Source organism: Kocuria sp. LHG3120 (assembly GCF_049897445.1).
Classification (GTDB): domain Bacteria; phylum Actinomycetota; class Actinomycetes; order Actinomycetales; family Micrococcaceae; genus Kocuria; species Kocuria rosea.
The window spans coordinates 398,092-421,916 of record NZ_JAFCWG010000002.1 but is presented as its reverse complement, the minus strand read 5'-3'; the positions used below and the strand labels follow the sequence as shown (position 1 = coordinate 421,916).

The following is a 23,825-nucleotide window of genomic DNA, read 5'->3' as shown; positions in this document are numbered from 1 at the left end:
ACCCCTGGTCACACCACGGTCGTGTCGCCTTGCGAAGCATCGTTCTTCATGTAGTTTCTTTAGCAAACGGGCTGTCCGTCCTCTCGTGGGACGGGGGCTGCAGTCCGTGGCGACGAGGAGGAACCACATGGCACTGCGTCCGTTGACCGACGAGGAGCGAGCCGCCGCGAGGGAGAAGGCGACCCGGGCACGGACGGCGCGCGCCGACGTGAAGAAGGGGCTGCGCGAGCGCCGCATGACGGTCGCCGAGATCCTCGACCGCGCGGACCGGGACGAGGCCGTGAGCCGGCTGAAGGTCTCGGACCTGCTCGAGGCCACCCCCGGCATCGGCAAGGTCCGCTCCGCGGCCATCATGGACGAGATCGGCATCGCCCGCACCCGGCGGCTGCGCGGGCTCGGCGTGCACCAGCGCAGGGCGCTCATCGAGCACCTGGACCGCTGAGCCGGGCGGGGCGCGGAGGCCCCGGGCGCGATCCGCTAGATTGGGGGAAACACCCCAGTCCCAGGAGGATACCCGTGAGCCTCGACGCGCCCCGCGCCGCGCGCCCGTCCCTGACCGTGCTCGCCGGACCCACGGCCGTGGGCAAGGGCACGGTCTCGACCTACGTCCGGGACCACTACCCGCAGGTGTGGCTGTCCGTGTCCGCGACCACCCGGGACCCCCGCCCCGGGGAGGTCGACGGCACCCACTACTTCTTCGTCTCCGACGAGGAGTTCGACGCCATGGCCCGCGACGGGCAGCTGCTGGAGTGGGCCGTGGTGCACAACTCGCACCGCTACGGCACGCTGCGCTCCACCGTGGAGCGGGCCCTCGAGCGCGGGCTCAGCGTCCTGCTCGAGATCGACCTGCAGGGCGCCCGCCAGATCCGCAACACCATGCCGGAGGCCAACTTCGTGTTCCTCGCCCCGCCCAGCTGGGACGAGATGGTCGCCCGGCTCGTCGGCCGGGGCACCGAGACGGCGGCCGAACAGCGGGTCCGGCTGGAAACCGCTAAACTGGAGCTCGCGGCAGAGCCGGAGTTCGACCACACCGTGATCAACGACCGGGTCGAGCGCGCCGCCGCCGAACTCGTGCAGCTCATGGGGGTCGACCCCGAGCCGGCATCCTGAGACCCGTCCACCCCGTCTGGAGCAATCGCTTGTCTACCCACACCGAAGGCATCATCAACCCGCCGATCGACGCCCTGCTGAAGAAGTCCGACTCCAAGTACGGACTCGTGATCTTCGGCGCCCGGCGGGCCCGGCAGATCAATGCCTACTACTCGCAGCTGCACGAGGGCCTCTTCGAGTACGTCGGTCCCCTCGTGGACACCCAGCTCAACGAGAAGCCGCTGTCGATCGCCTTCCGCGAGATCGACGAGGGCCTCATCGAGGGTCGCCCGGTCGAGCACGCCGGGTTCGCCGAGAACGGCCAGCTCACCACGGAGGCCGACCTCGCCGCCGACGTCTTCGGCGCCGACTTCTTCGCCCAGGGCACCGAGGAGAGCGCCGTGGACTTCTCCGCGGACGCCGCCTTCTCCGGCGGCACCTCGGTGGACTTCTCCTCGGGCGACGACAGCCCCGCCGAGCCGCTGGGCGACCTGCCCGGCAGCGGCGCGGCCATCGCCGCCGACAACGCCTCCGACGGCGCCGGCGACGCGGCGGACGCCGCTCCGGAGGAGCCGGGGCGCGAGCCCGGGGACCTCCAGGACCTGTGAGCCGGCCGGCACCCCGACGACGGGGCGCGGCGGCGTGAGGATCGTCCTCGGCATCGGCGGGGGCATCGCCGCGTACAAGGCGGCGCTGCTCCTGCGCCTGTTCACCGAGAGCGGCCACACGGTGGTGCCCGTCCCCACTGAGGCCGCGCTGCGCTTCGTCGGCGCCCCCACCTGGGAGGCGCTCTCGGGCCAGCGGGTCAGCACGGACGTCTTCGACCGCGTGGACGAGGTCAACCACGTCCACCAGGGCCAGGCCGCCGACCTCGTCGTCGTCGCCCCGGCGACCGCCGACCTGCTGGCGCGCGCCGCCCACGGGCACGCCGACGACCTGCTGACCACCACGCTGCTCGCCACGCGCGCCCCGGTGCTGTTCGCCCCGGCGATGCACACCGAGATGTGGCTCAACCCGGCCGTGCAGGCCAACGTCGCGCAGCTGCGCGCCCACGGGCACACCGTCCTGGAGCCCGCCGACGGCCGGCTCACCGGCCCCGACTCGGGCCCCGGCCGGCTGCCCGAGCCCGAGGTCGTCCGCGACGCCGCGCTTCGCCTGGCCGGGGACGGCGGCGCCCCCGACGGCCCGCTGGCCGGCACGCGGGTGCTCGTGAGCGCGGGCGGCACCCGCGAGCCGCTGGACCCCGTCCGTTTCCTGGGCAACCGCTCCTCCGGCAAGCAGGGCGTGGCGATCGCCGCCGCCGCCCGGGACGCCGGTGCCGCGGTCACCCTCGTGGCCGCCCACCTCGAGACGCCGGTGCCCGCCGGCGTCGAGGTCGTGCACGCCGGCACCGCCGAGCAGCTGCGCCGCGCCTGCGTGCGCGCCGCGGCGCGGGCCGACGTCGTGGTGATGGCCGCCGCGGTGGCCGACTACCGCCCGGCCCGGATCGCCGACGCCAAGCTGAAGAAGGCCGAGGACGGGTCCAACCCCGTGCTCGAGCTGGTGCGCAACCCCGACATCCTCAAGGAGCTCGTGGACCTGCGCAACACCGCCCGGCGCCGCCAGCTCCTCGTCGGCTTCGCCGCCGAGACCGGGGACGCCGAGACCGACCCCCTGACGTTCGGGCGCCGGAAGCTCGTGCGCAAGGGCTGCGACCTGCTGGCCGTCAACCACGTGGGCGAGAACCTCGTCTTCGGCCAGGACACCACCACCCTGACCGTGCTCAGCGCGGCCGGGGCCCCCGAGCAGGTGCTCGAGGGCTCCAAGACGGACGTGGCCCGCGGGCTCGTGGCGCGGATCGCCCAGGAACTGGCCGGCGTCCGCGCCGGAGCCTGACCCGCCCGGGCCGGCGGCGCCGACCGGTGCGGCGCTGCGCCGTCCGGGGCGCCCGGTAGTGTGGTCTCCCGTGAGCGAGACGACCCAGCACCTGAGACTGTTCACCTCCGAGTCCGTCACGGAGGGACACCCCGACAAGATCTGCGACCAGATCAGCGACTCCATCCTGGACGACCTCCTGCGCCAGGACCCCGAGTCCTCCGTGGCGGTCGAGACCATGGTGACCACCGGGCTGGTGCACGTCGCCGGCGAGGTGAAGACCCGCGGCTACGTGGAGATCCCCAACGTGGTGCGCAAGACGCTGCTCGACATCGGCTACAACTCCTCGGTGCACGGCTTCGACGGCGAGTTCTGCGGGGTGTCCATCAGCGTCGGGGAGCAGTCCCCGGAGATCTACGAGGGCGTGTTCCAGTCCCTCGAGGTCCGCGAGGGCACCGCCCGCGACGCCCGCGACGCCCAGGGCGCCGGGGACCAGGGCATCATGTTCGGCTACGCCTCCAACGAGACCGAGGTGCTGATGCCGGCGCCGATCCACATCGCCCACCGCCTCTCCGAGCAGCTCACCCGCGTGCGCAAGACCGCCGTGCTGCCGGGTCTGCGCCCCGACGGCAAGACCCAGGTCACCCTCGGCTACGACGGCGACCGCCCCGTGGCCGTGGACACCGTGGTGGTCTCCGCCCAGCACGTCGAGGGCTACGACCTCGACCAGCTCGCCTCCGACCTGCGCCGCAGCGTGATCAGCCCCGTGCTCGAGGACTCCGGGCTGGACCTCTCCGGCACCCAGGTGATCATCAACCCGGCCGGCAACTTCGTGCGCGGCGGGCCCGTGGGGGACGCCGGTCTGACCGGCCGCAAGATCATCGTGGACACCTACGGCGGCATGGCCCGCCACGGCGGGGGCGCCTTCTCCGGCAAGGACCCCTCGAAGGTGGACCGCTCCGCCGCCTACGCGATGCGCTGGGTGGCCAAGAACGTGGTGGCGGCCGGCCTCGCCGACCGCGTGGAGGTCCAGGTCGCGTACGCGATCGGGCGCGCCGCCCCCGTCGGGCTCTACGTCGAGACCTTCGGCACCGAGAAGGTCGCCCCCACCCGGATCGAGCACGCCATCCGTGAGGTCTTCGACCTGCGGCCGCTGGCCATCATCGAGGACCTCGATCTCAAGCGCCCCATCTACGCGCGCACCGCCGCGCACGGGCACTTCGGCCGCTCCGAGCCCGAGTTCACCTGGGAGCGCACCGACCGCGTCGCGGACCTGCGGTCGGCCGCCGGGGTCTGACCGTGGACCCGGAGGGCGCCGGGGACGCCGCGGAGGGCCCGCGGCAGCTGTCGCTCCTCTCGGGCTTCCCGCCCCGGCCCCCGCGCGAGGACGCCAAGGGCGTGGGCGCGGTGCTGCCGGCCGAGCACGACCCCGTGGCCCGGGTGCTGCTGGACACCCACGTCCCGCACCTGGACCGCCCGTTCGACTACCTCGTGCCGGCCGAGCTGGCCGGGGCGGCGGTGCCGGGCGCCCGCGTCAAGGTCGGCTTCGGCGGGCAGGAGCTGACGGGCTTCGTGCTCGAGCGCACGGGCGAGTCCGAGGTCATGCACCGGATCCAGCCCCTGCGCCGGGTGCTGTCCCCGCTGCCCGTGCTCGCCCCGGAGATCGCGCGGCTGGCCGAGGACGTCGCCGCCCGCTCGGCCGGCACGGCCGCGGACGTCGTCCGGGTGGCCGTCCCGCCCCGCGTCGCCCGCGTGGAGAAGGAGGTCGAGCAGCGGCTGGCCGAGGTGCCCGGCCACTCGACCGGGCTGTCCCCGCACGCCCCGGGTCCCTCCCACGACGCCGCGCTGGCGGACTACGCCGGCGGTGCGCAGTTCCTGGCGGAGCTGGCGGCGGGGGCCTCCCCGCGGGCCGTCGTCGAGGTGCTCCCCGCCCATCCCGCCCACGACTGGACGGACGTCCTGGCCGCCGCGATCGGCGCGGCGTGGCGGGCCGGGCGCGGGGCGGTCGCCGTCGTCGCGGACCAGAAGGCGCTGGCGCGGCTCGAGCGCTCGGTCGCGGACGAGATCGGCGGGGAGCACCTGGTGCGCCTGCACGCCGAGGACGGGCCCACGCCCCGCTACCGGGCGTTCCTCGCCGCGGCCACCGGGCAGGTCCGGGTGGTCCTCGGCACCCGCTCCGCCGCGTACGCCCCCGTGGACGACCTCGGCCTCGTGGCGTGCTTCGACGACGGCGACGAGAACCTCGTGGAGCAGCGCGCCCCCTACCAGCACGTCCGGGACGTGCTGCTGCTGCGCGCCGGGCGCAGCGGGTGCGCGGCGCTGTTCGCCGGTCACGCGGTCAGCCCCGAGGCCCAGCGCCTCGTCGTCTCCGGGTGGGCCCGCCGGATCGCCCCCGCGCGGGACGTGCTGCGCGTCCACGCCCCGCGGATCGTCTCCACCGCCGACTCCTTCCACGCCGCCCGGGACCCGCTGGCCTCCCGGGCCCGGCTGCCCGAGACGGCCTACCGGGCGGCCCGCGAGGCCCTCGAGCGGGGCCCCGTCCTGGTCCAGGTCGCCCGCGCCGGCTACGCCCCGCACCTGGCGTGCGAGCGCTGCCGGGAGCCCGCCCGCTGCACCGCCTGCGACGGGCCTCTCGGGGTCGTGTCCCGGCGCGGGGTGCCCCGGTGCGGCTGGTGCGGCCGCTCGGCGCACGCCTGGTCCTGCGCCGCCTGCGGGTCCCCCCGGATGCGCCTGGTCACCGTCGGGGCGCTGCGCACCGCCGAGGAGCTGGGGCGGGCGTTCCCGAAGGTGCCCGTCGTGGCGTCCTCGGGCGACGCGGTGCGCGCGGACGTCCCCGGCACGCCCGCTCTCGTCGTGGCCACCCCGGGCGCCGAGCCGGTCGCGGAGGGCGGCTACGCGGCCGCCCTGCTGCTGGACGGCAACCGGATGCTGATGCGCCCCGCCCTGCGCGCCGCGGAGCAGACGCTGCGCCGGTGGTTCAACGCCGCCGCGCTGGTGCGCCGCGCCCGGGACGGCGGGATCGTGGTGGTCACCGCGGAGCACGAGGCCGCCGTGGGCGCGCTCGTGCGGTGGGACCCGGCCGGGTACGCCGAGCGCGAGCTGGTGGAGCGCCAGTCCCTGGGCCTGCCCCCGGCCGTGCGCTCGGCGGCCGTGACGGGCCCGGCCGCGGCGGTCGCGGCGTTCCTGGCCGACCTCGAGCTGCCGCCCGCCGTGCGGGTCATCGGGCCCGCCCCCCTGGAGGACCACGAGCCCGGGCCTGAGGGGGAGCCGGCCCCGCACCGGGCGCTGCTGTTCTTCGGCTACGGCGTGGCCGGGGAGGTCACCCGCCGGCTGCGGGCCGCCCGGTCGAAGGCCTCCGCGCTGCGCAAGCACGCCCCGGTGCACGTGCGCTGCGACGTCACCGACCTGCTCTGAGGACCGCGCCGGCCCAGGCGCACCCGTGGTCGGCGCAGCGGCGGGTGCGCCCGGGTGTTGGCGCACGGGCCGCGGTGTGGTTGGTTGGTGTCCTGGGGCCGCGCCGCGGCCGGGAGTCGGAGGCCACCGTGGGCGAAGAGGTCAGTTCCCGCAGCTACACGCGCGAGCAGCGCCAGCGCTACCGGGAGAAGGTCCGTGCGGACCTCGACGTGTTCGAGCAGATGCTCGCCCGCGCCTCGTTCGAGTTCGACCGGCCCATGACGGGGCTGGAGATCGAGCTCAACCTCGTCGACGGGAGCTTCGACCCGCACTTCCACAACGACGAGGTGCTCGCCGCGATCGCCGACCCCGGGTACCAGACCGAGCTGGCGCGGTACAACATCGAGCTCAACGTGCCTCCCCGCCCGCTGCCCGGACGGGCCGCCCTCGAGCTCGAGGAGGACCTGCGCGCCTCGCTCAACGCCGCGGACGCCGCGGCCCGCGGGGTCGGCTCACGGATCGTGACGATCGGCATCCTGCCCACCCTGCGCCCCGAGCACTACGAGCAGGAGTGGATCAGCGACAACAACCGCTACACGGCGCTCAACGACTCCATCTTCGTGGCGCGCGGGGAGGACATCCGCCTCGAGATCGAGGGGCCCACCGGCGAGCGGGTCGACACCTGGTGCGACTCGATCGCCCCCGAGTCGGCGTGCACCAGCGTCCAGCTGCACCTGCAGGTCGCCCCCGCCCAGTTCGCGGCGCACTGGAACGCCGCCCAGGCGCTGTCCGCCCCGCAGATCGCCCTCGGCGCGAACAGCCCGTTCTTCTACGGCCGGCGGCTGCACGCCGAGACCCGGATCGCGCTGTTCACCCAGGCCACGGACACCCGCCCGGTGGAGCTGAAGAACCAGGGGGTGCGTCCCCGGGTGTTCTTCGGCGAGCGGTGGATCACCTCGATCTTCGACCTGTTCGAGGAGAACGTCCGCTGGTTCCCGGCGCTGCTGGCCGAGAGCTCCGAGGAGGACCCGGCCGCGAAGCTGCGGGCCGGGATCGCCCCGGACCTCTCGGAGCTGCGGCTGCACAACGGGACGGTCTACCGCTGGAACCGGCCGATCTACGACGTCGTGGGCGGCCGGCCGCACCTGCGGGTGGAGAACCGGGTGCTGCCCGCGGGCCCGACGATCACCGACGTGATGGCCAACGCCGCGTTCTACTACGGGGCCGCGCGCGTGCTGGCCCGGCAGGAGCGGCCGGTGTGGACCCGGATGAGCTTCCCGGCCTGCGCCGAGAACTTCACCCGCGCCGCCCGGGACGGCATCGACGCCCGGCTGTACTGGCCCGGCTTCGGGGAGGTCAGCGCCGACGAGCTCGTCCTGCGCCACCTCCTCCCGCTGGCCCACCAGGGTCTCGAGGAGTGGGGGGTGGCTCCGGAGGTGCGCGAGCGCTACCTGGGGATCATCGAGGGCCGGTGCGTCTCGGGGGTCAACGGCGCGGTGTGGCAGACCCGGGCGGTCGAGCACTTCGAGCGCCACGGCGCGGACCGGCCCACCGCCCTGCGCCGGATGCTGGAGGCCTACGCCGAGCACATGGACGAGAACGAGCCGGTGCACACCTGGTCCGTGCCCTAGGGGCCACGCGGGCGCCGCGGGCGGGCCCCTGCGCCGGTGCGGGGCTCAGGTGCCGATGGGCTCCACGTCCTCGGCCCGCGCAGGGACCGGCGGCGGGACCGCATCGGCCGCGGCGGGCTGCGGGGGCGTCAGGACCGAGGCGTAGGCGTGCTCCGTGGAGTACCGCAGGAATGACAGGTGGGCTTCGTAGCGGTCCAGGACGTCGTTGATCAGCTGCTGCTGGGTCAGACCCATCAGGTCGTAGCCCTCACTGCCGGTCTGGGTGAACACCTCGAGCCGGTAGTAGACGTCCGTCTCCCGGGACATGCTGCGGGCCCCGATCATCGGCACCGGCGCCCGGACGGCCGCCACCTGGTAGTGGAAGTCCCGGTGGTCGGCCATGTTCACGACGAGCGCGTGCTCGTCGATGCCGGTCCCGGCGTTCGGGGTCGTGCGCAGCTCCGCCTGGTGGCCCAGGTCGCGGAACTCGTCGGCGACGTCCTGGAGCGCGGGTCGCACGACGCGCCCGACGAACTGGGCGACGGCCTTCTGCGAGGGATAGGACCGCAGGCGGGCCAGGCGCTGCCGCCACGTCTTCTCGGGGACCAGGCCGCCGTGGACCGCGTCGAAGCGCCGGCGCAGGGTCCGGCCCTCGCGCTCGGCCCGCTCCATCCGCAGCACCTTCGAGAAGGAGGCCATCACGAGGAAGGCGATGACCGTCACCGGCAGCGCGAAGATCAGCGTGGCGTGCTCCATGGTGGTGACGCCCCCGGCCACGAGCATGGCGATGGTGAGCACCGCGGTCAGCAGCGCCCAGAAGATCCGCAGCCACTTCGGCCCGTCCTGCGCCGGGTCGGGGATGGTCGAGGAGAAGTTCGACATCACCATCGCACCCGAGTTGGCGCTCGTCAGATAGAACAGCAGCCCGGACAGGGTCGCCAGCCCGATCAGGAACGCCGCGCCGGGGAACATCTCGAGCAGTGCGTACCAGCCCTGCTCCGGGCTCTCCACGGCCAGCCGGGCGAACTCGGTGTTGCCGCTGAGCACCTCGTGCATGGCGGAGTTGCCGAAGACGGTCACGATGAAGAAGTCGCAGAGCACGGGTGCGGTGATGGCCGCGACGACGAACTCCCGCAGCGTCCTGCCCCGTGAGATGCGGGCGAGGAACAGTCCGACGAACGGTCCCCACGCCAGCCAGAAGGCCCAGAAGAACAGCGTCCAGCCGCCCATCCACTCCGAGCCGCCCTCCACGTAGGCGAAGGTCTGCACCGTGCGCTCGGGCAGGGTGAAGACGAAGCGGCCGATGTTCTCGACCATGGCGTTGAGCAGGAAGGCGGTCTCGCCGGTGACGAGGATGTAGAGCATCATCGCGCCCGCGCTCCAGAGGTTGAGCTCGGAGATGACCCGGATACCCCGGTCCACCCCGGAGGTGCAGGCGGCGACCGTCATGACGACGGCCACCAGCACGAGGGCGATCTGCAGCGCCAGGCCTTCCGGTAGCCCGAAGAGCCAGGCAAAACCGACGTTCAGGAGCACGACCCCGATGCCCATCGAGGTCGCCACGCCGAACACGGTGCCCACCAGGGCGAAGACGTCGATGACGTCGCCGGTGGTCCCGCGGACGCGCCGGCCGAGCAGCGGGTACAGGGCGGCCCGGATGGAGAGCGGCATGCCCCAGCGGTAGGCGAAGTAGCCCATGGCCATGCCCAGCAGGGCGTACATCGACCAGCCGGCCACGCCGTAGTGGAACATCGTCCAGACCACGGCGTCCTGGGCGGCCTCGGCGGAGCGGGGGTCGGCCGCGGGGGGAGCGACGAACTGGGTGATCGGTCCGGTCACCGAGTAGAAGAGCATGTCGATGCCCACGCCGGCGGCGAAGAGCATCGCGACCCAGGTGAAGAGCCCGTACTGCGGGCGGGAGTGGTCCGGGCCCAGCCGGACGCTGCCCTCCTTGGAGAAGGCGACCCAGAGGACGAAGAGGATCACCAGGGTCACCGTGAGGACGTAGAACCAGCCGAGGTTGGTCGCGATCCAGCCGACGACGTCCCGCATGGCGCTCGCGGCGTGGTGCGGGGCGGCCATCGCCCAGACCGAGAACGCGAGGATGACCAGGGAGGACGTGACGAAGACCCGCCAGTTGACGCGGGGCTCGCGGTCCTCGGCGAGCTCGGCCGGGCCCTTGCTCAGCTCGGTGCTGGAGATCGGGGGGAGCTCCTCGTGGGGAAGGCGTGAACGGCGGCGCACGGCCGCGCCGAACCGGTCCCGCTCGACCATCGCCCTCGACGGCTCGGGCTCCGGCCGCTGGTCGTCGTCTGCTTCCGTCACTCGATCGGTCCTTTCCTGGGGTGGGGTTGTCCGGGTGGCGCGGCACGGCGCGCCGGTGACCGGGCGAGGACCTCTCGGAGACGGCGGACCGGCCTGCTGCGCTCCTTGCCGCTGGTGGCCGTGCTCGTGCGGCGGCGGTGGCAGGCCCCCGGGTGCCGGTCCGCCGGCTGCGGTGGGTGCCCGGTCCGGCGTGGTGCCGTGGCCGGCAACGGTGCGGGCCGTGGCGCCGTCGTCGTGCCGGGTCGCTGCGGGAGGTGCGCTCAGAGACCACGGGGCGCTTCCCGTCCGCCGGGGCCGCCCGGGGTCGGTCGGGGCGGCGCGCCGGAGCACGGCGAGGGGAGCGGGCCCGGGAGGTCCTCCGGGTCGGCATAGGGCGTGCCCCCAGGATGCCCGCCGAGGTCCCCGCGCGTCCAACGATCAGAGGCGATCGACATCATCGGCAACCGCGATGGATCGACGGCGGGCCCCCGGGTCCGCGCGGCGGCCCGGGAGGGTCAGGCGGGAGCGGGGTGCCGCAGGCTGTGGTCCCAGAACCGCTGGGCGACCTGGGAGATCCGGCCCGGGCGGTGGACCAGGACCGTGCTCCACTCCAGGCGGGGACCGGTGTAGTCCACGATCCGCACGTCCGATCGGCCGGTCACGACGAAGCGGGGAACCATGGCGATGCCGCTGCCGGAGGCCACGAAGTCCGGCACGGCCGTCAGGTCCGAGAGCTCCACCGCCCGCCGGCGGACCAGTCCCGCGGCGGAGAAGGCGCTGTCGACGATGTGCCGCACGGCCTGGCCCGCCGCCGTGTCGATCCAGGGGTGCTCGCTCAGCTCGGCCAGGGTGGGCGGGGAGGCGGCGTCCGCGGCCAGGGGGTGCCGGGAGGGCGTGATGAGCACGAGCGCGCCCGAGGCCAGCGGGGCGGTGACCAAGTCGTGCACCACGGCACGGGCGGGCAGGGACACCACGGCGAGGTCCAGCTCGTGGGCCCGCAGCCGCGTCAGCAGCCCCTCGGAGCCGGCCGGATCGGTTCTCAGCGAGACCTGCACGTGCGGGTGCTCGGCGGAGAACCCGGCCAGCATCCCCGGCAGGTCCAGATGGCTGATGGGGTTGATCGTGCCGATCCGCAAGGAGCCGCGCCGGCCGCCGTCGGCCTCGAGCACGTGCTGGCGCAGGTCCTGTCCGAGGTGCAGCCAGGCCGGCGCCTCCTCGGCGAGCACCAGCCCGGCCGTGGTCAGCCGGGCGGTGCGGCGGGACCGGTCGAACAGCCGGACGCCGAGATCCTGCTCCAGGGCCCGGACCCTGGTGCTGACGCTCGACTGCACCGTGCCCAGTTCGTCGGCCGCACCGGCGAAGGTGCCGGTCCCCACCACCGCGAGGAAGGCCTCCAGCTGTCTCGTCTCCACCGGTCCAGCGTAGCCGCGGGACGGAGGACCCGCGGGGGCTCGTGGACTCCGTTCGGACGGTCCGGTCAGGGGGAGCGGTGCCGGGAGCGGGACTCGTGGACGCCGCGGGCGACCGCCAGCAGCTCGCGCGCGGAGTCATCCCACGAGTAGGCCCGGGCCCGCTCGAGCCCGGCCAGCACCCGGGCGCGGGCCCGGGCAGGGTCCTCGAGGGCGCGCACGGCGGCGGCGAACCCGGCGTCGTCGTCGGGCGCGGCGTAGCCGGCGGCGCCCCCGGCGACCTCCCGGAAGATCGGCAGGTCGCTGCACACGACGGGCGTGCCCGCAGCGAGCGCCTCCACGAGCGGCAGCCCGTAGCCCTCGGCCCGGGACGCGTGCACCAGGGCGGCCGCTTCGGCGAGCAGGGCGGCGTACTCGGTCTCGTCCACCCCGTCGTGGAAGACGACCCGCGCCCCGTCCGGGACGAGGGCCTCCAGCTGGGCGCGGCGGGCCGGGGAGATCCGGGAGAGCAGGTGCAGCTCGTGGTCCGGGAGCCGCCCGGCCGCGCGCAGCAGGGTCTCCACGTTCTTGTACGGCAGGAAGGAGCCCATGTAGAGCAGCTTCCGGCCGCGCCGGGGCAGCCGTGCCAGGGCCTGCCCGGTGGGGAGCACGGACCCGGGCTGGGGGGCGTTGGGCACCACGTGCACGGGGCGGCGGGTGAGCCGGTGGGCGGCGATGAGCTCGCGGGTGGTGTCCGAGACGGTCACCACGGCGTCGGCGCGGTCCAGCAGGACCCGCTGGGGCCACCAGGCCCGGTGGTAGAGCCGCCAGCCCGCGCGCACGGCGGCGGGCAGGTCCCCGGGCGGCTGGGGGTGGTCGTAGTAGATGAGGTCGTGCAGGGTGAGGATCAGCCCGTGCCGGCGGCCCGCGGAGCCCATGGTCTGCATGGGGGAGAACACGACGTCGGGCGCGTACCGGTTGAGCACCAGCGCCGTGGCGGCCTCGGCGGCCGACACGGGGGAGGGCCCGGTGACGTGGGGGAGCCCCGGCAGCAGGGCGAGCTGGCGGGGGTCGCTGACGAGCAGGGCCACGTCCAGCCCTGGGGTCGCGCCGGCGAGACCGGCCACGGCCTCGGCCAGGCTCGCCCCGTAGCGGCTGATCCCGTCGTGGCGGTCGAGACGGGTGTAGCGGGCGTCCAGGAGCAGTCTCACCGGCGGCGTCCTGCCTGCTGGTCCCGGCGGGCCCGGTGCCCGCGGCGCACGATGCGCTGCAGACCGGTGAACGGGGCGGTGTCGGGGGCGGGGGCGTCGACGGGGGGCGCCTGCGCGTGCAGCGCGGGCGGCCCGCCGTCCGGTCCGGGGGGCGGGCCGGGGACCGGCTCGGGGGCGGGGGAGGAGAGGAAGTCGTGGACGAGCTCGGCGGTGCGCCCGGGGGCCTCGTAGTGGATGAGGTGGCCCACGCCGTCGAGGACCTCGAGGCGGTGCCGGGGGATCCAGGAGGCCATGGTCCGCTGCGCGGCGAGCGAGCCCAGCTCGTCCTGGGCGCCCACGACCAGCAGGGTCGGCATGCTCAGCTGCATCGCGACCTCCGCGACGGTGTGCGAGACGGAGGCCTCGTAGGCCTCCAGCAGCACGTCCCGGTCCGCGAAGGACGAGAAGTAGGCGCGGTGCTGGTGGCGCACGTAGCCGCGCACCCGGGGGTCCTGCGACTTGGTCATCACCCCGCTCATCGCGTCCGTGACGAGCCAGCTGGAGAGCAGCCGCCGGCCCAGCCGCCGGGGCAGAGCCCGGCCCAGCCGGTAGTAGCCCACCGTCAGGCGGCTCAGCAGCGCCTGCTCGCCCTCCAGCGCGGGCTCGCAGATCGGGTTGACGAGCACCAGCCGCTCGACCATCGCCGGGTGCGCGGCGGCGAAGTGCGCGGCGACCACCGAGCCGAAGGAGTGGCCCAGCACGGCGACCCCGTGCGGGGCGCCGTCGTGCACCGCGCCGTCGGTGAGGGTCTCCACGAAGCCGCGCAGGAACTCCGCGTACCCGGCGATGTCGTGGGGCCGGTCGGGGAAGGGCTCGGAGCGGCCGAAGCCGGGCAGATCGGGGACGACCACGTGGTAGCGCTCGCGGAGCCGGTCGGCGACCAGCTGCAGGCCGTGGTGGTCGCCGCGGAAGCCGTGGACCAGCACGAGCAGCGGCTTGGGGGCCCGGTCGACGTCGTAGAACCAGTAGCGCACCTTGTGCCCGTCCAGGACCATGCTGCGCCGCTCGGCCCAGGGGTTCTGCACCGCGCTGCCCGGAACGTCGGCGTCGCGGCCCGTGCCGGTGGGCCCGCCGCCGTCCGCCGCGCCGTGCCGTGCGCCGGCCGCTGCCGCCATGGTTCCTCCCTGCGGGCCCGGCAGGCGCCCGGTGCGTCCCGGCCCGCTGTCGATGCTAGCCCCTGCGGGCCGGGAGGCCGGGCGGCGCTGGGCTAGGATGGGACGGATTCCACCACCGTCGGCGCACCGCCGGGCATCCGTGATGCCCGGGTGCCGCACACGCGACCGCGCGCCGCCCGTTCCGGGGCCGGCGGCGGTCCACGACCGCGAAGGCGAGGACCGTGACCGAACAGCAGCACACGACCGAGACCACCGGGTACGACTTCCGTGCCATCGAGGCGGCGTGGCCGTCGTTCTGGGCGGAGCAGCAGGTCTACGCGCCCGTCGACGACGGCTCGCGGGAGCGCCGCTACGTCCTGGACATGTTCCCCTACCCCTCGGGCGACCTGCACATGGGGCACGCGGAGGCCTTCGCGATGGGGGACGTGGTGGCCCGGTACTGGCGTCAGCGCGGCTACGACGTGCTGCACCCGATCGGCTGGGACTCCTTCGGGCTGCCGGCGGAGAACGCGGCGATCAAGCGCGACGCCCACCCGGCGGAGTGGACCTACGCCAACATCGAGACGCAGAAGGCCTCCTTCCAGCGCTACGCGATCAGCGCGGACTGGTCCCGGGAGATCCACACCTCCGACCCCGAGTACTACCGGTGGACGCAGTGGCTGTTCCTGCAGTTCCACCGCAAGGGCCTGGCGTACCGGAAGAACTCGCCGGTCAACTGGTGCCCCAAGGACCAGACGGTGCTGGCCAACGAGCAGGTCGTCAACGGGGCGTGCGAGCGCTGCCACACCCCGGTGACGAAGAAGGCCCTGAACCAGTGGTACTTCAAGATCACCGACTACGCCGACCGGCTGCTCGACGACATGGCCGCGCTCGAGGGCCACTGGCCCGAGCGGGTGCTGGCCATGCAGCGCAACTGGATCGGGCGCTCCGAGGGAGCCCACGTGCGCTTCGCCATCGAGGGCGCCGGCGAGGGCGGCACGGACCGCGAGGTCACCGTGTTCACGACCCGCCCCGACACGCTCTACGGCGCCACGTTCTTCGTGGTCGCCGCGGACGCCGAGCTGGCCGGGCAGATCGTCGCCCCGGAGCACGCGGCGGAGCTGGCCGCCTACCGGGAGCAGGTCAAGGCGCTGTCCGACATCGAGCGCCAGGCCACCGACCGGCAGAAGACCGGGGTGTTCCTGGGCCGCCACGCCGTCAACCCGCTCAACGGCGAGAAGCTGCCCGTGTGGGCCGCGGACTACGTGCTGGCCGACTACGGCACGGGCGCGATCATGGCCGTGCCCGCCCACGACCAGCGCGACCTCGACTTCGCCCGCACCTTCGACCTGCCCGTGCGCGCGGTGCTCGACACCGGCGAGGAGGACCCCGCCGTCACCGGGACCGCCACCACGGGCGAGGGCACCCTGATCAACTCGGGCGAGCTCTCCGGGCTGGAGAAGACCGAGGCCATCGAGCGCGCCATCGGCCTGGTCGAGGCCGCCGGGACGGGCAACCGCCAGGTCAACTTCCGGCTGCGCGACTGGCTGCTGTCCCGCCAGCGCTTCTGGGGGGCGCCCATCCCGATCGTGCACTGCGGGGCCTGCGGCGAGGTGCCGGTGCCCGAGGAGCAGCTGCCGGTGCGGCTGCCCGACGACCTGCGCGGCGAGCAGCTCGCGCCCAAGGGCCGGTCCCCTCTCGCGGCGGCCGAGTCCTGGGTGCACGTGAACTGCCCCTCCTGCGACGGCCCCGCCCTGCGCGACACCGACACCATGGACACGTTCGTGGACTCCTCCTGGTACTACCTGCGCTTCGCCTCCCCGAACGACGAGACCGCGGCGTTCGACCTCGAGCAGACCCGCAAGTGGCTGCCCGTGGACCAGTACGTGGGCGGCGTGGAGCACGCGATCCTGCACCTGCTCTACTCCCGGTTCTTCACCAAGGTGCTCTTCGACCTGGGGCTCGTGGACTTCACCGAGCCGTTCAAGGCGCTGCTGAACCAGGGCCAGGTGCTCAACGGGGGCCGGGCGATGTCCAAGTCCCTGGGCAACGGCGTGGACCTGGGCGAGCAGCTCGACCGGTTCGGCGTGGACGCCGTGCGCCTGACCATGGTCTTCGCCTCCCCGCCGGAGGACGACGTGGACTGGGCCGACGTCTCCCCGCAGGGCTCCCAGAAGTTCCTGGCCCGGGCCTGGCGCCTGGCCCAGGACGTGACCGGCGACCCCGGGGCCGACCCGGCCGACGGGGACCTGACCGTGCGCCGGGCCACCCACCGGGCCGTCGACGACGCCGCCCAGCTGCTCGACGCCGCGAAGTTCAACGTGGTGATCGCCAAGACCATGGAGCTGGTGAACGTGGTCCGCAAGGCCATCGACTCCGGCTGCGGGCCCGCCGACCCCGCCGTGCGCGAGGCCGTCGAGGCGGTCGCGGTCCTGCTGTCGCTGGTCGCCCCGTACACGGCCGAGGACATGTGGCACGCGCTGGGCCACGAGGGCTCCGTCGTCGTCGCCGGCTGGCCCGCGGTCGACCCGGAGCTGCTGGTGGACGACACCGTCACCGCCGTGGTGCAGATCAAGGGCAAGGTCCGGGACCGGCTCGAGGTGCCCGCCGACATCGGCGAGGACGCCCTGCGCGAGCTCGCCCTGGGCTCGGAGACGATCCGCCGCCAGCTGGGTGACGCCGAGATCCGCAAGGTGATCGTGCGCGCGCCCAAGCTCGTCAACATCGTGGCCTGAGCCGCCGCTCCCGCACGGGAGCACGACGACGCCCCGCCGCTCCCGGCCCCCGGCCCGAGCCCCCGCCCCGCACCCGGGGGCCGGTGCCCGGACCGGGGGCCGGGCCGGTGTTCAGGCCGGTGTCCGGGCTCCACAGTCCTGCTCCGGGCCCGCGCGCGTCCCCAGCGGGGCCCCGTTCGGCGCGTGGGACCGGCCGGCCGGGGTGGGCTGGGGCCATGACCGGTACCGTGCCGCGCGCCCGACGGCGAGCGAACCCCACCCCGCCCGCGCCCGTCGTCCCGCCTGCGCCTTCCGCGTCCGGCGCGACGGCTGCCGGGGCCAGGCCCGGCCGTGCCCCGGCACCAGGCGCTCCGGCACCCGGTGCTCCGGCACCCGGTGCTCAGGAGCCCGCCGAACGGCTGGTGTCGCTGCTGGCCGAGGCCCGGGGCGAGGCCACCGGTCCCGGCCGGGCGCCGTCGCCCCAGGACGGGGCACCGGGGGCCGCTCCCGCCCACCGTCGGCCGGTCGCCGCCCGGACCCGGGTCCCGGCCTCGCTGCTGCTGATCGCCCTGGCCGCGCTCGCCTGGCTGAGCTGGACGGTGCTGGGGCCCGGGAAGGACGGCGGGGACGTGCCGGAGACCGCCGGGCGGCCCGTCCTCGCCGAGGCGGAGCTGGGCGGCGACCAAGGGCAGGACACCGGGCAGGACCCTGGCCGGCACGGCGGGGGCGACACCGGGCGAGGGGCCGGGGACGGAGCCGTGGCCGGTGCGGGAACAGGCGCGGCGACCGGACCCGGGACGGGCCCGCCGGGGTCCGCCGCGGCCCAGCCGCCCGCGGCGGGGTCGACGCTGCACGTGCACGTGACCGGAGAGGTGGCCCGCCCCGGCGTCGTGTCCCTCGAGCCCGGGGCCCGTGTCGTCGACGCGGTCGAGGCCGCCGGAGGCCTCACCGATGCCGCCGTGACGGAGTCCGTGAACCTGGCCGCCCCCGTCACGGACGGCCAGCAGGTGCTCGTCCCCGACACCGAGACCGCTCCCGTCCCTGCTCCCGGAGCTCCGGCGCCCGGAGCCGCAGCGGCGCCGGGAGCGGCGGTGCCGCCCGGGGTCTCGGGAGCACCGCCCGGGACCGGGGCACCGGAGGGCGCCGCCCCGGGCGGGACGCTGAACCTCAACACGGCCACCGCGGCCGAGCTCGAGACCCTCCCGCGGGTCGGGCCCGTGCTGGCCGGACGGATCGTGGAGTTCCGGCAGCAGCACGGCGGATTCGCCGCCGTCGCCGACCTCGACGCCGTGCCGGGGATCGGCCCCGCCCTGATGGAGTCGCTCGGGCCGCTGGTGAGCGTGTGAGGCGCCCCGCCGAGTGGTGGGCCGGGGCCCTGGAGCACCAGGAGCACCGCGACGCCCGCGCGCCGGGCCGCACCTGGGACCTGCGGCTCGTCCCCGCCGCACTGGGCGCGTGGCTCACCGGTCTGCTCGCCGCGCACCTGCCCCCGGCACGGGTCGCGGCCGCCGGGGCGCTCTACCCGGCGGCGCTGGTGCTCGGCGCCGCCCTGGTCCTCGTCGTGGCCCGCGCCCTCCGGCGGGAGGAGCCCCCGTCCGGGCGGCCCCGCGCCCCCGGGCTGTGGCGGGCCCTGCCGTGGTCGGCCGTGGCCCTGAGCGCCCTCGCCGTCACGGCCGTGCTGCTGAGCACCACGGCCGCCCAGCGCGAGACCGCCCACGGCCCGCTCGGGGCAGCACTCGCCGGGGCCGGGACGGTGGCCGTCACGGCGGAGGTGGCCGAGCCGCCCCGGCGGTGGACGGCGCCCGCCCCCGGGACCGGCCACGAGGACGAGGACCGCACCGGCGTGGTCCTGGGGCTGCGCCTCGAACAGGTCACCCACGAGGGCCGCGGCGGACCCGCCGACGTCGACGTCACGGTCTTCGCGGACGGGCCCGCCTGGGCCGGGCTGGTCCCGGGGCAGCGGATCACCGCCGTGCTCACCGCCGGGGCCCCGTCCCCCGGACCCCCGGTGCTGCGCGCCGCCGCCCCGCCGGCGGTCCTCCCGGCACGGGAGCCCGGCCGGCGGGAGCAGGTCCGGGAGCGCTTCGTGGCGGGCACCGCAGGACTGGGCCCCGACGCCGCGGGGCTGCTGCCCGGGATGACCTTCGGCGAGCGCGCCGGGATCGGCCCGGAGCTCGACCAGGCCATGCGGGACACCGGACTGACCCACCTGACGGCCGTCTCCGGCGCGAACTGCGCCCTCGTCACGGCCCTGGCCGGGCACGCCGCGCTGTCCCTCGGCGCGGGGCGGCGCACCTGCCTGGCCGCCGGCCTCGGCGCCCTGGCGGCGTTCGTGCTCCTCGTCGGTCCGGACCCGTCCGTGCTGCGCGCCGCCGTGATGGGCGGACTCGCCGCCCTCAGCCTCCTCACGGGGCGCACCGCCGTCTCCCTGGCCACTCTTGCGGGCGCCGTGATCGCCCTCGTCGTCGTCCGGCCGGCGCTCGCCGCCGAGTACGGCTTCGTCCTCTCGGTGCTGGCCACCGCGGGGATCGTGGTGAGCGGGCGGCCCCTGACCCGGTGGCTGGGCACCCGGGTCCCGGAGGTGCTCGCCGTGGCGGTCGCGATCCCCGCGGCCGCCCAGCTGTGGTGTGCCCCCGTGCTCGTGCTCCTCCAGCCCGCCGTGCCCGTGTACTCGCTGCCGGCCAACGTCCTCGCCGCCCCGCTGGTGCCGGTGGTGACCGTCTGCGGCCTCGCGGGACTGCTCCTGCTGAACCTGCCCGACGGGGCGGGCGCCGCGGCGGCCGTGCTGCCCCTGGGCGCCGGCGCACTGGGGGCGCGCCTCGTCGCCGGCACCGCCCGGGCGCTGGCCGGGGCCCCCGGGGCACTGGCCCCGTGGCCCCAGGGCCTGCCGGGCGTGCTGCTGATGACCCTGGCGAGCGCGGCGCTCCTGCTCGCCGTGCACGCCCTCGACGTGCGCCGCCGGCGCCCCCGGCCGACGTCCGGGACCGTGCACGAGGGCGACGCGCCGGTCCCCGTCCCGGAGGAGCACTGGCGGGAGCGGTCCCGCCGGCGCCGGCGGCGGCGGATCGCGGCCGCCGCGGCCGTGCTGCTCGTCCTCGCGGCGCTGGCCCTGCGCGCCGCCGTGGACGCCCGACGTCCGCCGCCGGCCTGGGAGGCCGTGCTGTGCGACGTGGGCCAGGGGGACGCCGTCCTCCTGCGCACCGCACCGGGCCGTGCCGTCCTCGTGGACACCGGTCCCGACCCGCAGGCCCTGGCACGGTGCCTGCGGCGCAGCGGGGTGGAGCACCTGGACCTCGTGGTCCTCAGCCACGCCCACGCCGACCACACCGGAGGCCTGCCCGCCCTCGCCCGGCACGGGCGGATCGGCCAGGTCTGGTACGCCACGGCGGCCGCGGCACCGCCGGACGGGCTGACCGACGCGCTGCCCGGCACCCCGGCCCGCCGGCCGGCCCCGGGGGAGACCCGGACGCTGGGCGGACTGCGCCTGACCGTCCTCGCCCCGGCACCGACCGCGCCGGGGCGCTGGAGCGACCCGTCCTCCGCCGACGAGAACAACGCCTCCCTCGTGCTGCGCGCCGAGCTCACCGGCGAGGACGGCGGGTCCACCTCCTGGCTGCTCACCGGGGACCTCGAGGAGGAGGGCGCACGCGCCCTCCTGCGCACCGCCGGGCCGCTCGTCGACGTCGACGTGCTCAAGGTCTCCCACCACGGCGCCCGCAACGGCGGCACCGCCGTCATCGACGCGGCCGGACCCCGGCTGGCCGTCGTCTCCGCCGGCCGGGACAACGACTACGGCCACCCCCACCCCCGGATCCTCGACCACCTGCGCACCCGGGGGATCCCCCTCGTGCGCACGGACGAGCACGGCAGCGCCTATATCCTGCGCGAGGGGGGCCGAATCCGTGCCGTCCCCGCCGAGCCTTAGCCCGCCGGCCCCCGGACCACCGTCCCGGGCCCCGGCGGGTCCTCGCCCCCCGCCCCCCGGTCCGGGGGACCCGGCCCGCGCTCCTCCCGCCGGCGCACCTGCTCGGTCAGCTCCGCCACCTGCGCCCGCAGCGCCGCGACCTCCGCGGCCGGGTCACGGCCCCCGCGGGCGGCCACCGCCTCCACCAGCCAGGAGGCCAGCAGAGCCGTGACCAGACCCAGCACCCCCACACCGCCCAGCATCAGGACCACCGCCACACCCCGGCCCAGCACGGTGACCGGGTACAGGTCCCCGTAGCCCACCGTGCTCATGGTCGTGACCGTCCACCAGGCGGCGTCCCCGAAGCTCGTGATGCCCGCCCCGGGAGCGCCCCGCTCGGCGTCCAGCACGGCCAGCGAGCCGACCACGCCCAGCAGCAGCGCCCCGCCGGCCAGGTGCACGGCCACCCGCCCCCGCAGGTCCGCCGAGGCCCGCCGGTTGACGACGAGCACCAGGGCGACCAGCCGCACCAGCTCCAGCTGCCGGAGCACCGGGAAGACCAGCACCAGCAGGTCCAGCAGATGGCAGGAGACGAACTCCCGCCGGTCCCCGGCCCGCACCAGGCGCACCACGTAGTCCCCGACGAACAGCGCCCACACCCCGCCCAGCACCACCCGGCACGCCAGCACGAGCCGCGGCTCCAGCCCCGGATCCAGGATGGGCCACGCCCACGCCACCAGGAACACGACGGCGGCCCCCGTCAGCACCCGCCCGGCCACCCGTTCCCCGCGACCCCTCCGCATGCCACGATCATGACCCCACCACCCGGGACCACGCCACCACATGTCCCCCGGACGTGGGAAGCTGGAGACCACCCCACCCAGCAGGCGGCCCCGTCCGGCCGCCACCACAGGAGGACGCGGCCATGACCCCACCGAGGCGCCCCGCACCCACCGCCGGACCCACCTGGCGCGACGTCGAGCCCACCCCGCTCATCCTGCTCACCGGCCCCGAGGACTACCTCGCCGCCCGCGCCCGCGACCGCGTCCGCACCGCCCTCAAGGACCGGCGCGGCCCCGTCGAGCTCTCCACCGTCGACGCCGCCGCCTACGCCCCCGGACAGCTCGCCGCGCTCGCCAGCCCCTCCCTGTTCGACGACGCGAAGCTCATCCACGTCAGCAACCTCGCCGCCATGAACGACGACTGCCTCGCCGACGGCCTCGCCTACGTCCAGGCCCCCGACCCGGACGTCGTCGTGCTCTGGGAGCACAGCGGCGGCAACCGCGGCAAGAAGCTCCTCGACGCCCTCAAGGCCGCCGGCGCCGCCGTCGTGGAGTGCAAGCCCCTCAAGAACGACCGCGACAAGACCGACTTCATCGTCACCGAGTTCCGCACCCACCGGCGTCGCATCGACCCCGACGCCGCCCGCGCGCTCGCCGCCGCCGTGGGCAGCAGCACGGCCGAGCTGGCCGCCGCGTGCGCCCAGCTGCTGTCCGACGGGCCCGAGAGCATCAGCTTCGACGACGTGGAGAAGTACTACGGCGGGCGCGTGGAGGCCACCGCGTTCAAGGTCGCGGACGCCGCGCTGGCCGGACGCGCCGAGAGCGCCCTCAAGCTGTGGCGACAGGCCCTCGACACCGGGGTGGACCCCGTCCCGATGGTCGGGGCGCTGGCCGCGAAGCTGCGCACGATCGCCCAGGTGCACGGGACCCGCGGCGGCGCGGGTCAGCTCGCCCAGCGGATCGGGGCGGCCCCGTGGATGGTGGAGCGGGCGCAGGAGGAGTCCCGGCGCTTCTCCGAGGAGGACCTCGTGCGGGCGCTGCGGGCGCTGGCCGAGGCCGACGCCCAGGTCAAGGGCGAGGGGCGGGACCCCGCCTACGCGGTGGAGCGGGCGATCACGACCATCGCCCTGTCCGGCCGCCGCTGAGCGGCGGTCCCCGGGCCGGACGGGCGCGGGGGACGACGGAGGCCCCGTCCCTGAGCGGGACGGGGCCTCCGTGCGGCCCGCCGGAGCGGCGGGCGCGGTTCGCGGGGAACCGGGATCAGATCTTGGCGACCAGCTTGGCCAGGCCGGACTTCTTGTTGGCCGCGTTGTTCTTGTGCAGGACGCCCTTGCTGACGGCCTTGTCGAGCTTGCGGGAGACGACGCGCAGGGCGTCCTGGGCGGTCTCCTTGTCGGAGGCGCCGACGGCCTCGTCGACGCGGCGGACCAGCGTCTTCAGCTCGGACTTGTACGCGTTGTTGCGCAGGCGCGACTTCTCGTTGGTGAGGTTGCGCTTCTTCTGGGACTTGATGTTGGCCACGTATAACTCCTTGGCGATGGGTGCGGAATTCGGTCAGTGAGGGCAAACAGGACAGCCATGTGACTGAGTGGGAGTGGGGACGCCCGTGTGGCGACCGTCCTGCAGTGCCCGACGACCAGCGCGGACACACAGCAGAAAAGTCTAGCAGACCGCGCCCCGCCGCCGGGCGGCGCCGACACGGGCCGTCCCGGCCCGTCCGTTCAGCCGCGCAGGCGGTGGAGCCGCCCGGCCACCCGGTCGAAGAGGGGCTCGGGCAGGACCGCGCCCTCGCGCCGGACGTCGACGGGCAGCACCTGGACCACGCGGTCGAGCTTGACCTCGGACGGCCGGCCCCGCGGGTCCCACGGCCCCGTCCCGACGTCCACGTAGTCCGGGTCCTGCGCCAGCCCATTGCTGCGGTCCCGGGAGGTGAGCATCAGGCACAGCAGGTGGTCCCCGGCCCGGTCCACGACCAGCACGGGCCGGTCCTTGCCGCGGCGGTGGTCCTCCTCGAAGGGCACCCAGGTCCACACGATCTCGCCGGGGTCGGCCTCGCCGTCGGACAGCGGCCGGTAGACGGGCCGCACCGGACCCGTCCAGTCCCCGGGGTAGGGGCGGGAGAGCCCCGCGGGGCGGCCGTCGCCGGCCCGGGACGGCACGGTGGGCCGGGGCCGCGCGGACGGCGCGGCGGTGCGCCGGCCCGGCCGGGAGGGCTCCGGGCGGCGCCGCCCGGAGCGCTGGTAGGCGTCCACGGCGCGGGCGGCGAGCCGGGTCAGGGTGCCGAGGTTGAGCTTCATGCGACCACTCTAGCCAGGGGCCCTCCGGCGCGGCCGGGGCCCCCGCGGGCCGAAATGGCTCTCCATGACCGAACGTGGGAAACTGGACAGTTGAATCCCCGGCGCGGTCCACCCGCCGGTAGCCCCAGGACCTGCCGGAAGCGACG

General features: G+C 75.3%; 18 protein-coding genes. 11 read left to right on the top strand and 7 right to left on the bottom strand.

The window, feature by feature from the left end; genetic code table 11:
• Positions 1-127 precede the first annotated feature (127 nt).
• From mihF to ACP7CD_RS05890, 7 genes are all read left to right on the top strand, one after another.
• The gene (gene mihF, locus ACP7CD_RS05920; RefSeq protein ID WP_017832307.1) at positions 128-442 is read left to right on the top strand and encodes an integration host factor, actinobacterial type; all 315 of its coding nucleotides are present in this window, start codon (positions 128-130) and stop codon (positions 440-442) included.
• A 74-nt stretch (positions 443-516) separates the two neighbouring features.
• Entirely contained in the window at positions 517-1,110 is a 594-nt protein-coding gene (gmk, locus tag ACP7CD_RS05915) for a guanylate kinase (protein WP_017832308.1), read from the top strand.
• Positions 1,111-1,139: 29 nt separating this feature from the next.
• Positions 1,140-1,697 carry a DNA-directed RNA polymerase subunit omega gene (gene rpoZ, locus ACP7CD_RS05910; RefSeq protein ID WP_017832309.1) on the top strand — a complete coding sequence of 186 codons (558 nt, stop codon included), beginning with the start codon at positions 1,140-1,142 and terminating at the stop codon, positions 1,695-1,697.
• Positions 1,698-1,731: 34 nt separating this feature from the next.
• Positions 1,732-2,964 (top strand): bifunctional phosphopantothenoylcysteine decarboxylase/phosphopantothenate--cysteine ligase CoaBC, encoded by a 1,233-nt coding sequence (coaBC, locus tag ACP7CD_RS05905; RefSeq protein WP_017832310.1) that lies wholly within the window; start codon positions 1,732-1,734, stop codon positions 2,962-2,964.
• Between the two features lie 70 nt (positions 2,965-3,034).
• Positions 3,035-4,240: a methionine adenosyltransferase gene (gene metK, locus ACP7CD_RS05900; RefSeq protein WP_426119400.1), complete on the top strand. Its 1,206-nt coding sequence runs from the start codon at positions 3,035-3,037 to the stop codon at positions 4,238-4,240.
• A 2-nt stretch (positions 4,241-4,242) separates the two neighbouring features.
• On the top strand, positions 4,243-6,357 hold the full coding sequence (locus tag ACP7CD_RS05895) for a primosomal protein N' (protein ID WP_035928487.1): 2,115 nt from the start codon (positions 4,243-4,245) through the stop codon (positions 6,355-6,357).
• Between the two features lie 128 nt (positions 6,358-6,485).
• Positions 6,486-7,967 carry a glutamate--cysteine ligase gene (locus tag ACP7CD_RS05890; RefSeq protein WP_109222642.1) on the top strand — a complete coding sequence of 494 codons (1,482 nt, stop codon included), beginning with the start codon at positions 6,486-6,488 and terminating at the stop codon, positions 7,965-7,967.
• Positions 7,968-8,012: 45 nt separating this feature from the next.
• On the opposite strand, the gene betT is transcribed toward ACP7CD_RS05890, so the two are convergent.
• From betT to ACP7CD_RS05870, 4 genes are all read right to left on the bottom strand, one after another.
• Positions 8,013-10,220, bottom strand: a complete 2,208-nt coding sequence (gene betT, locus ACP7CD_RS05885) for a choline BCCT transporter BetT (protein ID WP_426119636.1) — start codon at positions 10,218-10,220, stop codon at positions 8,013-8,015.
• A gap of 545 nt (positions 10,221-10,765) precedes the next feature.
• Entirely contained in the window at positions 10,766-11,662 is an 897-nt protein-coding gene (locus ACP7CD_RS05880) for a LysR family transcriptional regulator (protein WP_426119397.1), read from the bottom strand.
• Positions 11,663-11,727: 65 nt separating this feature from the next.
• Positions 11,728-12,849, bottom strand: coding sequence for a glycosyltransferase family 4 protein (locus ACP7CD_RS05875; RefSeq protein WP_109269161.1), 1,122 nt, complete (start codon positions 12,847-12,849; stop codon positions 11,728-11,730).
• Positions 12,846-14,003: an alpha/beta fold hydrolase gene (locus tag ACP7CD_RS05870; RefSeq protein WP_115162680.1), complete on the bottom strand. Its 1,158-nt coding sequence runs from the start codon at positions 14,001-14,003 to the stop codon at positions 12,846-12,848. Before ACP7CD_RS05870 ends, ACP7CD_RS05875 begins: the two co-directional genes overlap by 4 nt.
• Before the next feature lie 221 nt (positions 14,004-14,224).
• On the opposite strand from ACP7CD_RS05870, the gene leuS reads away from it, so the two are divergent.
• From leuS to ACP7CD_RS05855, 3 genes are all read left to right on the top strand, one after another.
• On the top strand, positions 14,225-16,717 hold the full coding sequence (gene leuS / locus ACP7CD_RS05865; protein WP_095650971.1) for a leucine--tRNA ligase: 2,493 nt from the start codon (positions 14,225-14,227) through the stop codon (positions 16,715-16,717).
• 401 nt (positions 16,718-17,118) lie between these two features.
• Positions 17,119-18,042, top strand: a complete 924-nt coding sequence (locus ACP7CD_RS05860; RefSeq protein ID WP_220183422.1) for a ComEA family DNA-binding protein — start codon at positions 17,119-17,121, stop codon at positions 18,040-18,042.
• Entirely contained in the window at positions 18,039-20,621 is a 2,583-nt protein-coding gene (locus ACP7CD_RS05855) for a ComEC/Rec2 family competence protein (RefSeq protein ID WP_426119393.1), read from the top strand. The genes ACP7CD_RS05860 and ACP7CD_RS05855 overlap by 4 nt, the downstream gene beginning before the upstream one ends.
• On the opposite strand, the gene ACP7CD_RS05850 is transcribed toward ACP7CD_RS05855, so the two are convergent.
• Complete coding sequence (locus ACP7CD_RS05850; RefSeq protein ID WP_095651073.1) at positions 20,618-21,403, bottom strand: potassium channel family protein; 786 nt, start codon at positions 21,401-21,403, stop codon at positions 20,618-20,620. The two genes, ACP7CD_RS05855 and ACP7CD_RS05850, sit on opposite strands and share 4 nt — an antisense overlap.
• A gap of 122 nt (positions 21,404-21,525) precedes the next feature.
• Between ACP7CD_RS05850 and holA the strand changes: the two genes are divergently transcribed.
• The gene (gene holA / locus ACP7CD_RS05845) at positions 21,526-22,527 is read left to right on the top strand and encodes a DNA polymerase III subunit delta (protein ID WP_017833967.1); all 1,002 of its coding nucleotides are present in this window, start codon (positions 21,526-21,528) and stop codon (positions 22,525-22,527) included.
• A 115-nt stretch (positions 22,528-22,642) separates the two neighbouring features.
• Here the strand turns inward: holA and rpsT are convergent, their stop codons facing one another.
• Both rpsT and ACP7CD_RS05835 read right to left on the bottom strand, forming a co-directional pair.
• Positions 22,643-22,903: a 30S ribosomal protein S20 gene (gene rpsT / locus ACP7CD_RS05840; RefSeq protein ID WP_017833968.1), complete on the bottom strand. Its 261-nt coding sequence runs from the start codon at positions 22,901-22,903 to the stop codon at positions 22,643-22,645.
• A gap of 200 nt (positions 22,904-23,103) precedes the next feature.
• Entirely contained in the window at positions 23,104-23,679 is a 576-nt protein-coding gene (locus ACP7CD_RS05835; protein WP_109222634.1) for a type II toxin-antitoxin system PemK/MazF family toxin, read from the bottom strand.
• Between the last annotated feature and the right edge of the window lie 146 nt (positions 23,680-23,825).

What these genes read in the sequence shown, in the direction of transcription:
- mihF (WP_017832307.1), top strand. Translation starts at nt 128, where the DNA reads ATGGCACTGCGTCCGTTGACCGACGAGGAGCGAGCCGCCGCGAGGGAG.
- betT (WP_426119636.1), bottom strand. Translation starts at nt 10,220, where the DNA reads ATGGTCGAGCGGGACCGGTTCGGCGCGGCCGTGCGCCGCCGTTCACGC.
- ACP7CD_RS05835 (WP_109222634.1), bottom strand. Translation starts at nt 23,679, where the DNA reads ATGAAGCTCAACCTCGGCACCCTGACCCGGCTCGCCGCCCGCGCCGTG.
- ACP7CD_RS05850 (WP_095651073.1), bottom strand. Translation starts at nt 21,403, where the DNA reads ATGCGGAGGGGTCGCGGGGAACGGGTGGCCGGGCGGGTGCTGACGGGG.
- holA (WP_017833967.1), top strand. Translation starts at nt 21,526, where the DNA reads ATGACCCCACCGAGGCGCCCCGCACCCACCGCCGGACCCACCTGGCGC.
- ACP7CD_RS05870 (WP_115162680.1), bottom strand. Translation starts at nt 14,003, where the DNA reads ATGGCGGCAGCGGCCGGCGCACGGCACGGCGCGGCGGACGGCGGCGGG.